This is a genomic window from Pueribacillus theae, from assembly GCF_003097615.1.
GTDB classification, from domain to species: domain Bacteria; phylum Bacillota; class Bacilli; order Bacillales; family UBA6769; genus Pueribacillus; species Pueribacillus theae.
In genome coordinates this window covers 93,575-107,886 of the sequence record NZ_QCZG01000008.1, presented here as the reverse complement: position 1 = coordinate 107,886, position 14,312 = coordinate 93,575, and the positions used below count along the sequence as shown (strand labels likewise).

Below are 14,312 nucleotides of genomic sequence, written 5' to 3'. Positions count from 1 at the left end.
TTTCAAGCTGTCCGGATCAACTGGAAATTCTTCTAAATGTGAGCTCTAAAGATATTATACGAGGAGGTTTATGATGAAAAAGTATATGTCTTTCCGTTGGTTCACTAGTTTTATATTAGTCTTAGGGTTGAGTTTAGTGATTGTAGGATGTGGATCAAATGGCAGTGAAAATGCGGAAAAAAAATCTGGGAATAATGGTAAAGTTGCAAATGGCGATCCCATTGATCTTAAGTTAGCAACAAATAATACACAAACTTCTTGGTATCAGTTTTCCAGTGCACTCGCGGAAGTTTTGAAAAAGACTTCGCCACCAATTAATCTAGAGGTATTACCTATCGCAGGTGGTACAGGGAATGTAGAACTGATTGATCAAGGTGAAGCAGATTTTGCATTAGTGCATAATGTTGCAAGTAAATGGGCTTATGAAGGTACTGTTGCTTTTGACAAAAAGTATGAGAATCTTCGGGGTCTAGTAGGTGGGATAAATGACTACTATGTCGGCATTATAGCGAGAACCGATTTTTTGAAAAAAAATAATATTGATTCTCTTGCAGATATTAAAGAAAAGAAAATTCCTGTTCGTGTAATTACGAATCCTGTAGGAACATTAGCAGAATACAGCACTAGGCTTACACTAGAAGCTTATGGATTAGATTACGATATGATAAAAGACTTTGGTGGTTCTGTTGAACTTACTTCAAATGATGTCATTAAGTCTTCTTTTCAAAATGGACAAGCAGATATTCACATTTTAGTCATGACTAAAGCACATCCCGTAATTACTGAATTGGCTTTGTCAACAGATATCACTGTTATGGCAATGGAAGACGATATTATGACATCGCTGCAAGAATATGGCTTTGAAAATGATACTTATCCATCAGGTCAATTTAAAGGACAAGATTATGACGTTAATACTGTCGGATTTGTTGCTTCTTATATAACAGATAAAGATATGGATGAAGAAGTAGCTTACACGATTACGAAAGCAATTAATGAAAATAAAGAAGCTTTGGTTCAGGGCCACAGCTCTGTAAAAGATTTTGACCCAAGCAAGGCTGCCGATGAGAATTTAACAGGTGTTCCGCTTCATCCAGGTGCACAACGTTATTATGAGGAAGTTGGTGTTCTTAAAAAATAACCAAGAAATATGGCATTAGGTCCTAGGAAAGTTTTAATATCGTTTAATCTAGGTACCTATTTTGGCTTAATGGCTCTGGAAGGCTGATATGAAGAAGGAGGCCCTGTATGAAAAAATATTTGAAATTAGTTTCTGTCATTGCAATTGTTTGGTCACTGTTTCAGTTATATCAAGCTGGCGTAGCTCCTATGGCAGCCCAGATTCAAAGAGCGCTTCATGTAGCTTTTGCTCTTGGGTTAACCTTTGCACTTGTTAGAGTTGGTAAAAACTCAAAAAATCTATTTTTAAGAAACTTTGACTATCTTTTAGTCATCCTATCTTTGGCTACTGGGGCTTATGTTTATTTTCAAGCAGAACGGTTAGTCTCTAGAATTCAATTTGTCAGTGAACTTACTGTTTTAGATTATACGGTATGTATTTTAGTCGTTCTTTTGCTTTTGGAAGCTTCTCGTCGAACAATCGGTAAAACGATGACAATCTTAGCAGTTTTTTTCATGATTTATGCATTTGCGGGTCCATATTTTCCAGGACTTCTAGGTCATGATGGGTTAAGTGTAAAACGAATGGTAGAAGCAATGTACTTTTCATTAGACGGTATACTAGGAGTTCCTATTGGTGTATCAACGGATTATGTGTTTTATTTTGTTTTATTTTCTGCATTCTTAGAACTTTCCGGAGGTGGACAACTCTTTATTGATCTTGCTTTAAAAGCAACTAAGAGATCAAAAGGAGGGCCTGCAAAAGCAGCTATTCTTGCTAGTGGTGGAATGGGAACAATTAGTGGCAGCGCTGTAGCAAATGTTGCTAGTACTGGTATCTTTACTATTCCATTAATGAAAAAAGCAGGGTTCACCCCCAAATTCGCCGCTTCTGTTGAAGCATTAGCATCGACTGGAGGACAAATTCTTCCACCTATTATGGGGGCTGCTGCCTTTTTGATGGCAGATACATTAGGTATCCCATATACGGAAGTTGCATTAGCGGCCCTGATTCCAGCTGTTATTTATTACATTATGTTATATGTAACAGTTCATCTTAGAGCAGGAAAAATTGGTATGAAGGCAGCAAGTAAGAACTCTTCTTCAAACGATGAGAAGGTTTCTAACGAGAAAGAGAAAATCTTAGATAAAATACATCTGCTTTTGCCGCTGCTACTTTTAATTACACTTATTTTTATGGGTAAAACATTGAGTTTAGCAGCATTCTGGTCGATTGTTGCTGTCGTTGTAATTAGCTATTTTCGAAAATCCACAAGAATGGGGATTACTAAAGTTTTAGACGCCTTAATTAGTGGAGCAAAGCAAGCAATTCAAGTTGCTATTCCATGTGCGGTAGCAGGTATTATAGTAGGTGTGATTACTCATTCAAGTTTAGGTCTTAAGTTTAGTAGCTTAATTATTCAGTGGTCTTTCGGTGTAACGATTTTATCGGTGGCATTAGTAAGTATTGGATGTATTATACTAGGCATGGGAATGCCGACAACTTCTGCTTATATTATGGCAGCGGTATTATTAGCACCATCATTACAACAATTAGGCTTTGAACCTCTTGCTAGTCATATGTTTATTCTTTATTTTGCATGTTTTTCAATGATTACACCTCCTGTTGCATTGGCATCTTATAGTGCTGCAAGTATTGCTCAAAGTGATACGAATCAAACAGGGTATTACGCTTTCTATTTATCAATACCAGCATTTTTGGTCGCATTTTCATTTGTTTTTAATCCGCCTCTTCTACTAGTTGGCAATACGCTTCAAATTGTAATCTCATCGGTTACTACTTTATTAGGAGTTATTGCATTATCTAGTGCCCTTATTGGCTATTTATTGTATTCCGTTAATTGGCTTCTTCGAGTTGCGTTAGGAATAGCAGCTATATGTTTAATTGTACCGAATGTTTTTGTTAGCCTTATCGGTTTAGTAATCTTTGTAACAATTCTTGTCATCCAAGCTGCCCGAAAGAAAAACGAATCAAAAAATATTCCGGATAAAGAATCATTAGAGTACTCTAGTTAAGAGGTGTTTATTTTTGAAAATTACAGGTGCACAAGCTGTAATAAAATGTTTAGAAATTGAAGGAGTTAATCAAATATTTGGTGTGCCAGGTGAACAAATTTTAGATTTAGTAGATGCAATCTACGATTCTTCAAAGTTAAACTTTATTTCGGCAAGGCATGAAGGGGGAGCCTCTTTTATGGCTGAAGCTTACGGTAAGACAGTCGGTAAACCGGCTGTCTGCATTGGCACTGCAGGAGTTGGCGCTTCTCAATTAACGATTGGTGTTCATACAGCTCAGCAAGATTCTACTCCCATGCTTGTCATTATCGGACAAGTAAATAGTAAATTCAAAGGGAGAGAGGCTTGGCAAGAAGTAGACATAGCTGCTTTCTTTTCCCACATTGCAAAATATTCTGTGGAAGTTAATGAAGTTTCTCGCATCCCAGAAATCATTCATTTGGCAGTAACCATAGCAAAAACAGGAAGACCAGGTCCGGTAGTAGTATCGATACCTGAGAATTTATTAGGTGAAAAAGCAAAATTTCATTATTCCACACCAGTGAGTGTACGGAGACCAGGATTGGTTGAAAACGATGCTTCTAACATCATTCAAAATTTAAATCTGTGTAAAAAACCTGTCATTTTAGCCGGGGGAGGAATAACCTTATCAGATAGTAAGGAGGAGCTTATAAAGTTTTCTGAGTTAACTGGCATTCCGGTTATGTCGGCGTTTAGGAGACACGACGTTTTTCCCAATGACCATCCGAATTATTTAGGAAATACTGGCTTAGGGACTTTCCCTGAAATTCTTGAAACCCTTAGAGAGTCAGATCTCATTTTGGCAATCGGGACAAGGCTCTCTGATATAACGACACAGAAATACTCTTTCCCTACGAAAGAGCAAAAAGTAATTCATATTGATATTGATAATAATAGTTTAATGAACCAGCCGTTTTCCGCAAATCTATCCATTCAAGCGGATGCAAAGAAAGCATTGCAACTTTTAACGAGCGTGTTGACTGATTTGAATCATCAAACGGAAATTTCTGAATGGGTAAATCATTGTAAACGAAGGTATAAAACCGCGTTATTAGAAAGAAAAAAACAACGTAGTAAACAGATAAGTGGTATTTTTTCAATGGAAGAATTAATTGATGATATGCATACTATTTTACCGGATAATGCGATATTAACATCTGATGCAGGAACCTTTTATACATGGTTTTCAAATTACTTTATATTTAAAGAAAACCAAAAGTATTTGGGTCCTACATCGGGAACGATGGGATATGGGTTGCCATCTGGAATCGCTGCTAAAATGATTTATCCTGATCGCCCCGTGGTTACGTTATCAGGGGACGGTGGCTTTATGATGACCCTTCAGGAATTTGAAACAGCTGTGCGCTATAATATTCCTGTTATATCGTTTATTTTCAATAATAACTCTTATGGTGCAATTCGTTTGCATCAGGAGAAAAAATTCCCGAAACGGGTAATTGGATCTGATTTGGGTAATCCAGATTTTGATAAATTAGGAATAATATTTGGTGGGCACGGTTATAAAGTCAAAGATAACCAAGATTTCAGAGACATTCTAAAAAAGTCATTAGCGAATAAAAAACCTACCATTATAGAAATTCCATTAGATCTTCAAACCATTTCAGCATCTAAAACATTGCAAGAATTCGAATAAAAAATGGAGGCCTGAGGGAGAAATGAGTATAAAATCATTACGATCCTGGTTACGACTGTTAAATGAGAATAAGGAATTGGCAGTGGTTGATAAAGAGGTATCAACTAAATTCGAAATGGCAGGATATACTAAATTATACGATGGAGAAAAGCCTGTTTTCTTTCCAAAAATTGAAGGTTATGACGGCTGTGCAGTTGCTGGAATTGCAAGCACTCGGGAACAATTTGCGAAAGCCATTGGATGTGATAAACACGAAATGACGGATCGATTTCTTGACGCAATGGATCATCCATTACCACCTAAACAACTGTCTAGTGAAGAGGCGCCAGTACATCAAAACGTCATTAAGAATGACATTGATCTGTTGAAAATGTTCCCAATTCCTATCCATCAGGAGAAAGATTCAGGTCACTATATTTCGGCAGGTTTGGCAATCGTACGCGATCCGGAAACTGGAAGTCAAAATGTTTCTATTCATCGATTGCAAGTGTCAGGTAAAAACAAGTTAGGCGCATTAATTTTACCAAGACACACCTATAATTTTTTTAAAAAAATGGAAGAGATAGGAAAACCGTTAGAAATCGCGATCGTTATCGGTGTCGATCCGATTCTAATGTTGTCTTCTCAAGCGATTGCTCCACTTGGGCAAGATGAAATAGAAATTGCTGGTGCACTAAAAAAATCTCCAATTCCAGTAGTCCCTTGTAAAACGGTAGACATTGATGTGCCCGCTTTTGCAGAAATTGTGTTGGAAGGTCGTATCCTACCGAAGGTTAGGGAACCAGAGGGACCATTTGGTGAGTTTCCAGCTTACTATGGACCAAAAAGCGATAAGGAAGTCATTGAAATCCATTGTGTTACCCACCGTGACAATCCGATCTATCAAACATGCTTAGCTGGATCAGATGAAAATTTACTTTTGGGTGCGATTCCGCGAGAAGCTAGCCTATTGCGATCATTGAAAAACACAAGCCCAGGTGTAAGCAAAGTTTATTTAACAAATGGTGGGAAAGGACGCTTTCACTTGGTTGTCTCGATGAAAAAGAGAAATGAAGGCGAAGCAAAAAATGTAATATTGGCTGCATTTGCTGGTCATTATGATATAAAACAAGTGATTGTCGTTGATGAAGAAATTGATATTTTTGATATGGATCAAGTAGAATGGTGTGTTGCTACGCGTTTTCAAGCTGAACGTGATTTAGTTGTTATAAATCATGCATTAGGTTCCAAACTTGATCCATCAACCGATAATGGTGTAAGTTCTAAACTTGGATTTGATTGTACTATACCTCTAAAAGCTGATCCATTCGAATATGAAGTAACACGCATTCCTGGAATAGAAAATTATTCAAAAGATAGGATAGAAAATACACTTCCAAAAAAATTAAGTGAAGCTTATTTAAATAATGATTAGATCAAACATAAGTTCTTGGAGGGATTAGTTTGAAAATTGTAGTAGGGATATCAGGGGCAACGGGATCAATTTATGGGATTCGTTTATTGGAAGCACTTAAGGAATGTGGGGTTGAGACCCATTTAATTATAAGTTCATGGGCCGAAAAAACAATCAAGATCGAGACTTCTTATACTGTTGACTCTGTGAAGTCCCTTGCTACACATGTTTACTCATCGAATAACCAAGCTGCAATTATTTCAAGTGGCTCGTTTCGTACAGATGGGATGATTATTGCCCCATGCAGTATGAAATCCTTAGCTTCAATTAGTTATGGCTTGGCAGATAACTTGTTGTCTAGAGCAGCCGACGTCATTATAAAAGAAAAGCGAAAATTGGTTCTAGTCCCTCGGGAAGCCCCTTTAAGTGAAATACATCTTGAAAATATGCTTCGCTTAGCTAGAATGGGGTGTACTATACTACCCCCAATGCCAGCATTCTATAATAACCCAAAAACAATTAGGGATATCGTAGATCATACAATTGCACGGGTGATGGACCAATTTTCTATCGAAAATAATTTAACGAATCGATGGTTGCAAAAACCAAAATCATTAAAAAATTAAAGGGAAAAATGGCAGTTGATACAAAATTCTTAACTTAGTATAATGTATACAGAGCTCATTATTTTTTATTGTTAATTAATATAGTAATGATTTTATATGGAGGTTCTAAATGGAAAAGCCAGAATTGGAATTTATAGATTTTTTAAAGTTTGAGAAGGAAGAATTAAGTCCAAAAGGATTATCACAAAGAGTAATCGCTCAAATACCTGGATCAAGTGTTGCGACTAGAATTCTTGAATTTGAACCTGGAACAGATACATCACCGAATGGGGTGCAAATTCATGATTTTTGGGAAGAGCTTTTTATCATTGAGGGTTCAATTATTGATTTGGAATTAAATGAGGAGTTTACAGCTGGAATGGTTGCGTGCCGTCCACCGGGAATGAAGCATGGTCCTTGGAAATCTCCTAATGGATGCAAAATTTTTGAAGTCCGCTATTATTCCAAATAACATTTTATGCTTTATTACAAAAATATAGCAAAAGCCGAAAGGAGTTTTAAATATGAATTTTGATTCAAGAGAATTTAGAAATGCGATGGGACGTTTTTCGACGGGGGTTACTGTTATTACAGTAAAAGGAGAAGAAGATGTTCATGCAATGACAGCTAATGCATTTTCCTCAGTATCTCTAGAACCGCCAATTATTTTAATATGTATCGATCATCGAGCAAAGTGCTTGGATTTGATCACAAAAACTGGATATTTTGGTGTAAATTTCTTAAAAGCTGAGCAAATTAATATATCGAAACTTTTTGCTAATCAAAAAGTTAACGAAAAACCGGAATTTTCTTTTGAAATAACGGAAGAAGGGGTTCCTCTTCTAGATGACGCACTTGCCAATTTAAAGTGTAAAGTTGTAAAAGAACTTGAAATGGGGGACCATACAGTATTTTTCGGTGAAGTATTGGGTCTAAAGAATAATGAAGGTTCTCCACTTTGCTTTTTTCAAGGAAAGTATCGACAACTAGCTGAGAATGAAGCAATCGTTTGATCGTAACAACAAAAATCTCAGGAAGGTTTTAAAAAAGTAATATTTAAGAATTTATGCACAACTTAGTTTATGATATAATGAAACTAGTGAATTCTTTTAACACAGATGCATTTCCTTTGTGGTGGTGTTAGATCATCATTTAACACCATTGCAAAGTTTTTTTGTGACAAACATTTACTTGGCAGTATGAAGCCTATTTTACTATATCATTGATGGAATTAGGGTGAAAATCATGGCGAATCTTGATCTTAAACCAATTGAAAAAGAACAGACAACACAGGAAAAAGTTTATGAGCAAATTAAAGAATCAATTTTAAATGGGAAAATTGCTGACGATACGATTTTTACTGAAGTCCAGTTAGCTAAGTCGCTTCAAACATCTAGAACGCCAATCCGAGCTGCTCTTCAAGATTTGTTAAATGAAGGGTTGATTATTTCCGTTCCTAGAAAAGGATTAACGGTTAGGAAAATTACACCCGAGGAACAGGACGAAATTTTTTTATTAAGAATTTCAATCGAGACGAAAGTAATTAAAAAAGTTGCTGATATTATTTCAGAAACACAATTGAAAGCATTAAGAGAGATCTATAATGAACAAGAGAAAGCAATGTTGAGTGAAGACGTGATTAAATTTATTGATCTTGATCAAGAATTCCATATAAGCTTGGTGAAAATTGCTGGTTATAAATTGATTGAACAGATTTTGCTTAATTTGCATAATCTTACAAAACTTATCGGATTAAAAGCATTAAGCCACCAAGGTAGAATGAAAAACGTATTGTTAGAACATGGAGAAATTATTGCTTCGTTAGAAAGCAAAGATTCGGAGCTTGCTGCACAGCGGATGAAGCAACATTTAATGACAACAAATGATACACTTAATATTATTGATCAACCAAAAGAGTAAAAGAGTTCAAATATTTTAGTGTAAAGCCGTTTGGCAAACTTACGAATTGAATCAACAAAATGATTGCTGTTTTATTTGAATTTTTTCCTACGCGAAATTAAACAAGGGGAAACAATAATGGAGAGCAAAGCTGTTAAAGATTTTATGACTTTATATAATGTTAAAGAGGAAGATTTAATAACTCCTACACGATTTTCCGGAGAAAAAGAATTTATTGATTCTGTAGAGAAGGATTATAACACTGATAAACATTGGGCGTTTGAAATAAAAAAAGAAGAATGTGCTTTACTTGTAATTGATATGGAAGAAGACTTTGTGAATCCAGAAGGTAAGTTATTTATACCGCAGGCTAAACGCATGGTACCTCGATTGAAAAAAGTGATAGAAGCTTGTCGTGAACTGGGTGTTCCGGTTATATACCCTACGCATACTATAGCTGAAGACGTTAGTGCCGATTTTTATGAATATTGGGAACCGATTAAGGATGGAGCAATTAAGGAAGGAACACCGGGCACAAAAGTATATAGTGAATTAGCTCCATTAGCTAATGAACGAATTATAGATGCTAAGCATGCCTATTGTTCTTTTGCTGGTACTGATTTAGACTATGTTTTACGGAATTTAGGTGTTAAAACAATCATTATCAGTGGAACACTAACAAATTTCTGTTGCGAATCTACTGCGAGGTCTGGTTATTTTCTTAATTATCATGTTGTATTTGGAAGTGATATTAATGCAACAGATAGTGCACTTGCTCATGAAGCAACATTAAGGACAATGAGAAGAGGATTTGCAAGAGTCATGTCTGGAGAGGAAATCATTGATTCATTAAAGAACGGCGATACATTATACAATGAAGCTATTGAAACGAGAAATCGTCTAACAGTATAGAATCCAACTGAAAGAAGGGTGCCTCAAATGTGATTTTGGGGTATCCTTCTTTCGTCTTCTCTTTATGTTAGATCGTTTGAGCTGCTTTTCAATCATAAGAGAGTATTAAGGTTGGAAATCATTATGGTTTATGTGGGATAAATCTGTAATGAAAATGGAAAATAGATCCGAAATCTCTGAGGTATGAATTGTTTGCTTGACAATGAAGAATAGTATTCGTAATATAATATCAAATTCATAATTCGAATCAACGAGGGAGAAAAGTAATTTAGCAAGCTATGCCAAGAGAGGAAATGCCTTAGGCTGGAAGCATTTCTGCATAAAGCGCTGAATGAAAGACACTCCTTAGATTTCTTGCCGAACATTTGGCAGTGAGTGTGTCAAAAGGGAGTTAAATTGGCAATTCGCCAATTTAATCAAGTCCCACCTCTCACCTCTAATTAGTAGGCGAAGAACGTGACAGGCGTTAACTGTATAGTGGAAGCTTACAACTTCAATTAGGGTGGCACCGCGGGTATAACTCTCGTCCCTGGGAACTTTTCTCAGGCGGGGGTTTTTTTTAGTTGCAATCTTTGTAACAGCACAATATCTGCGGGGTCGATTTGCCTTTTCGAGAAGCGGGTTTTTCTTACGAAAAAAAGGTTCTCTTCAGGAAAATCGCCCCGCCAGTATGTTTTCCTATTTAAATGAAAATGGAGGATAGAAACATGCGAATTCAAATTCCAAGAGGGACGCAAGATATATTACCTGGCGAAGTTGAAAAATGGCAGTATATCGAACAAAAGGCACGAGATTTATGCAAACGGTATGGCTATGAAGAAATTCGCACGCCAATGTTCGAATCAACGGAACTTTTTATTCGAGGAGTCGGCGATACGACCGATATTGTCCAAAAAGAAATGTACACATTCGAGGACAGGGGGGAGAGAAGCCTAACGCTAAGACCGGAAGGAACTGCACCAACCGTCAGGGCATTTGTTGAAAAGAAGCTTTTCGGAAATCCAGACCAGCCGACAAAGCTATATTACATAGGCCCAATGTTCCGTTATGAGCGCCCGCAGGCCGGCCGGATGCGGCAATTTTACCAATTTGGCATTGAAGCGTTGGGAAGCAATGATCCTTCGCTTGATGCTGAAGTGATTGCGCTTGCGATGGAACTTTACCGTTCGCTTGGATTGAAAAAATTAAGGCTCGTTATGAACAGCTTGGGAGATACTGAGAGCAGAAAAAAACATAAGGAAGCTTTAATCAATCATTTCAAGCCGCATATTCATGAGTTTTGTGGGGATTGCCAGGCAAGGCTTGAAACAAATCCGCTTCGCATCCTAGATTGCAAAAAAGACCGCGACCATGAATTAATGAAGACCGCTCCGGCCGTTCTTGATTATTTGAATGATGATTCGCGTCACTATTTTGAGCAAGTGCAATCTTACTTAAGAATGATGGGAATTGATTTTGTTGTCGATGCAACGTTAGTAAGAGGGCTTGATTATTACAACCACACCGCTTTTGAAATTATGAGTGAAGCGGAAGGATTTGGCGCGATTACAACTTTATCCGGCGGCGGGCGATACAATGGGCTCGTGCAGGAAATTGGAGGCCCAGAAACGCCCGGGATTGGGTTTGCTCTTAGTATCGAGAGATTGCTGCTCGCTCTTGAGGCGGAAGGAATTACACTCCCAATTGATAAGCATGTCGACTGTTATTTTGTCGCACACGGCGAGAAGGCACAGGCTGAGGCGACTGTGTTGCTTTATAAGCTGCGCCAAGCAGGATTTTCAGCCGAAAAAGACTATCTTCATAAAAAAATGAAAGCCCAGTTTAAAGCAGCTGACCGAAAACATGCGAAATTCACTGCCATTCTCGGAGAAGATGAAATCGAGCAAGGAAAAATTTCGGTGAAAGAGATGGAAACTGGGGTTCAAGAAACGGTTCCTCTCGACGAATTCATTTCTTATTTAACAAAAAGACTATCTTAAGACGAAGGAGTAGAGAAATTGATGATTGGACGTACGCATCATTGTGGAAAATTAGGTGAAAGCAATCGTGGAGAACAAGTCGTATTAAAAGGGTGGGTGCAAAGACGCCGCGATCTCGGTGGATTAATTTTCATTGATCTTAGAGATCGTTCCGGCATCGTACAAGTCGTCGTAAACCCTGAAGTATCAAAGGAAGCGCTTGAAACAGCAGAACAAATTCGAAACGAATTTGTTGTTGGTGTAACAGGGAACGTTGTCAAAAGGGATCCAGCAACTGTCAACGAAAACATTGAAACGGGAACAATCGAAGTCATCGCTGAAGAAGTGACAATCCTTAACGCTGCTAAAAATCCCCCGTTTCAAATTGAAGACAAGACAGATGTCGGTGAAGATATTCGTTTGAAGTATCGCTACTTGGATCTGCGCCGCCCTATTATGCAGAAAACATTTAAGCTGCGCCATCAAATTACGAAACAGATTCGAAACTTTCTAGACGAGAACGAATTTTTAGAGATTGAAACGCCAATTTTAACGAAAAGCACGCCAGAAGGGGCGCGGGATTATTTAGTTCCGAGCCGTGTGCATCACGGTGAATTTTATGCGTTGCCGCAATCTCCGCAGCTTTTTAAACAGCTGCTTATGGTATCGGGATTTGAGCGCTATTACCAAATTGCCCGCTGTTTTCGGGACGAAGATTTAAGAGCTGACAGGCAGCCTGAATTTACACAAGTGGATATTGAAACATCCTTCCTTGAAAAAGAAGACTTGTTGGCCATGATGGAAAAAATGATGGTTTCCATCGTGAAAGAAACAAAAGGCATTGAGATTACATCACCATTCCCGCGCTTAACGTATAAAGACGCGATGGATCGATACGGTTCGGACAAGCCTGACACACGCTTTGGCATGGAGCTAAAGGATGTTTCCGATGTCGTGAAACAAGCTGGTTTCAAAGTGTTTTCGGAGGCTGTCCGAAACGGGGGAAGCGTGAGAGCAATTAATGTAAAAGGACAAGCAGATGCTTATTCGCGAAAAGATATTGATGTACTAACGGAATTTGTTAAAGTATACGGTGCGAAAGGCCTTGCATGGTTAAAAGTCGAATCTGAAGGTGTAGCTGGCCCCATTGCCAAATTTTTTACGGAAGAAGAAGTTAATGGAATGTTGCAGCAACTTGATGCCGGCGAAGGCGATCTTCTCCTCTTTGTAGCTGATAAAAACAAAGTCGTATTTGATAGCCTTGGAGCCCTTCGTTTAAAACTTGGAAAAGATCTTCATTTAATTGATGAGAGCAAGTTGCATTTCTTATGGGTAATCGAGTTTCCCCTGCTCACATATGATGAAGATGAAAAAAGGTATGTTGCCGAACACCACCCGTTTACAAGCCCGGTAGCTGAAGATCTGGAATTGTTGGCGAAAGATCCTGCAAAGGTCCGTGCAGATGCTTATGACCTCGTTTTAAATGGCTATGAACTCGGAGGAGGTTCCCAAAGAATTTACAAACGCGACATCCAGGAAAAGATGTTCGAGGCGCTTGGTTTCTCAGAGGAAGAAGGGAAAGCCCAATTTGGCTTTTTGCTTGATGCCTTTGAATACGGTACACCGCCGCATGGCGGCATCGCACTCGGGCTTGACCGCCTAGTCATGATTCTGGCTGGAAGAAATAATCTTCGTGATACGATTGCTTTTCCAAAAACAACAAGTGCAAGCGATCTCATGACAGAGGCACCGAGCGAAGTGAGCCCGTCACAGCTTGAAGAATTAAACCTAAAAATTCGGTACGAAAAAAAGATGTAACCGTTTTCAGAAAAAGAGTTGCATTTTAAAAAAAAATTTGTTACTATGAACTTACAACAAGAGAGTCCTAGGGTGTTCGTTAGAACCCTATATGTTTTGAGCCAACACTAATAAGTAAGGGAGCCTGATTCAAAGTTTTCATTTGGCGTGCAAGCCTCCATCGTGAAGAGGACGTACAAAGAATGAAACAGGGCACCCACCTGCGAGAGCAGGTTCAAAACAAAGGAGAAACGACGGCACAGTTGGGACTCTTCTAATTCAAAAGCAAAAAAACAGCAGATAATATCTGCTGTTTTATTTTGCCACTTTTTCTAAATTACCGTTCTTATCCATTTTAAATGCAGTGCCAGGATCGACGTCCTCTTGCAAAACAACCATTTTGCGGGCGCGTTCCATAATTTGAATAAGCGATTGATAATCATCTTGCACAACGGAATATTTTTGTTCGAGAGTCCGCAGTTCTTTTTCCAATCGATCATTTTCTTTCTTTAATTGCTCATTTTCCGTCTGAAGTGTTTCTGTTAAATCTTTAAATTTATGCGAACTAGAGTAGTCTTGTTTTAATTCTTTTAAATAATTGATCACATCTTGCAAATCAAGTGGCTTGTCTGCTTTAGCCTGGCTAAACGTATTGGAGACCGTTCGAACAGGTTTTATCGCTTGTGCCCGCTTTCGCTCTTTCCGCTGTTTTTTCGCCAGTTGAATGGCTTGTTCGTATTTGTTGCGGACGATGGCGTTCCAACGGAAACCGACAGCTGCTGACGTACGATTCAGCTTATCTCCCACTTCATCGAAAGCTACAAGTTGTGTGCTCCCTTCTCTAATATGCCTAAGTACAGTTTCTGCCAATAACAAATCGTCTTCATGTGACCAAGCATCTTGTCTAACTTTCAATT

At 38.2% G+C, this 14,312-nt stretch carries 12 protein-coding genes, 1 other RNA gene and 1 other annotated feature; of the genes, 12 read left to right on the top strand and 1 reads right to left on the bottom strand.

Annotated elements, in window-relative coordinates; translation table 11 throughout:
* Window positions 1-73: 73 nt before the first annotated feature.
* The 12 genes from DCC39_RS05910 to ssrS all read left to right on the top strand — a co-directional run bounded on the left by DCC39_RS05910 (window position 74) and on the right by ssrS (window position 13,669).
* Entirely contained in the window at window positions 74-1,141 is a 1,068-nt protein-coding gene (locus DCC39_RS05910; protein ID WP_165820787.1) for a TAXI family TRAP transporter solute-binding subunit, read from the top strand.
* Window positions 1,142-1,248: 107 nt separating this feature from the next.
* A complete protein-coding gene (locus DCC39_RS05905) occupies window positions 1,249-3,156 on the top strand; it encodes a TRAP transporter permease (protein ID WP_116553959.1) in 1,908 nt (635 codons plus the stop codon).
* Between the two features lie 13 nt (window positions 3,157-3,169).
* Window positions 3,170-4,831 carry a thiamine pyrophosphate-binding protein gene (locus tag DCC39_RS05900; protein WP_116553958.1) on the top strand — a complete coding sequence of 554 codons (1,662 nt, stop codon included), beginning with the start codon at window positions 3,170-3,172 and terminating at the stop codon, window positions 4,829-4,831.
* Window positions 4,832-4,853: 22 nt separating this feature from the next.
* Window positions 4,854-6,245 (top strand): UbiD family decarboxylase, encoded by a 1,392-nt coding sequence (locus DCC39_RS05895; RefSeq protein ID WP_116553957.1) that lies wholly within the window; start codon window positions 4,854-4,856, stop codon window positions 6,243-6,245.
* A gap of 29 nt (window positions 6,246-6,274) precedes the next feature.
* Entirely contained in the window at window positions 6,275-6,850 is a 576-nt protein-coding gene (locus DCC39_RS05890) for a UbiX family flavin prenyltransferase (RefSeq protein ID WP_116553956.1), read from the top strand.
* 109 nt (window positions 6,851-6,959) lie between these two features.
* Window positions 6,960-7,301: a cupin domain-containing protein gene (locus DCC39_RS05885; protein ID WP_116553955.1), complete on the top strand. Its 342-nt coding sequence runs from the start codon at window positions 6,960-6,962 to the stop codon at window positions 7,299-7,301.
* Between the two features lie 52 nt (window positions 7,302-7,353).
* Window positions 7,354-7,842, top strand: a complete 489-nt coding sequence (locus tag DCC39_RS05880; protein WP_116553954.1) for a flavin reductase family protein — start codon at window positions 7,354-7,356, stop codon at window positions 7,840-7,842.
* A 232-nt stretch (window positions 7,843-8,074) separates the two neighbouring features.
* A complete protein-coding gene (locus DCC39_RS05875; protein ID WP_116553953.1) occupies window positions 8,075-8,749 on the top strand; it encodes a GntR family transcriptional regulator in 675 nt (224 codons plus the stop codon).
* A 117-nt stretch (window positions 8,750-8,866) separates the two neighbouring features.
* Complete coding sequence (locus DCC39_RS05870) at window positions 8,867-9,640, top strand: cysteine hydrolase family protein (protein ID WP_116553952.1); 774 nt, start codon at window positions 8,867-8,869, stop codon at window positions 9,638-9,640.
* Window positions 9,641-9,881: 241 nt separating this feature from the next.
* Window positions 9,882-10,174: a binding site (T-box leader), on the top strand.
* A 173-nt stretch (window positions 10,175-10,347) separates the two neighbouring features.
* Complete coding sequence (gene hisS, locus DCC39_RS05865; protein ID WP_116553951.1) at window positions 10,348-11,619, top strand: histidine--tRNA ligase; 1,272 nt, start codon at window positions 10,348-10,350, stop codon at window positions 11,617-11,619.
* A 21-nt stretch (window positions 11,620-11,640) separates the two neighbouring features.
* Window positions 11,641-13,416 (top strand): aspartate--tRNA ligase, encoded by a 1,776-nt coding sequence (gene aspS / locus DCC39_RS05860; RefSeq protein ID WP_116553950.1) that lies wholly within the window; start codon window positions 11,641-11,643, stop codon window positions 13,414-13,416.
* Window positions 13,417-13,477: 61 nt separating this feature from the next.
* Window positions 13,478-13,669, top strand: a non-coding RNA gene (gene ssrS, locus DCC39_RS05855) — 6S RNA.
* Between the two features lie 41 nt (window positions 13,670-13,710).
* On the opposite strand, the gene DCC39_RS05850 is transcribed toward ssrS, so the two are convergent.
* Window positions 13,711-14,310 (bottom strand): RsfA family transcriptional regulator, encoded by a 600-nt coding sequence (locus DCC39_RS05850; protein ID WP_116553949.1) that lies wholly within the window; start codon window positions 14,308-14,310, stop codon window positions 13,711-13,713.
* Window positions 14,311-14,312: the final 2 nt, after the last annotated feature.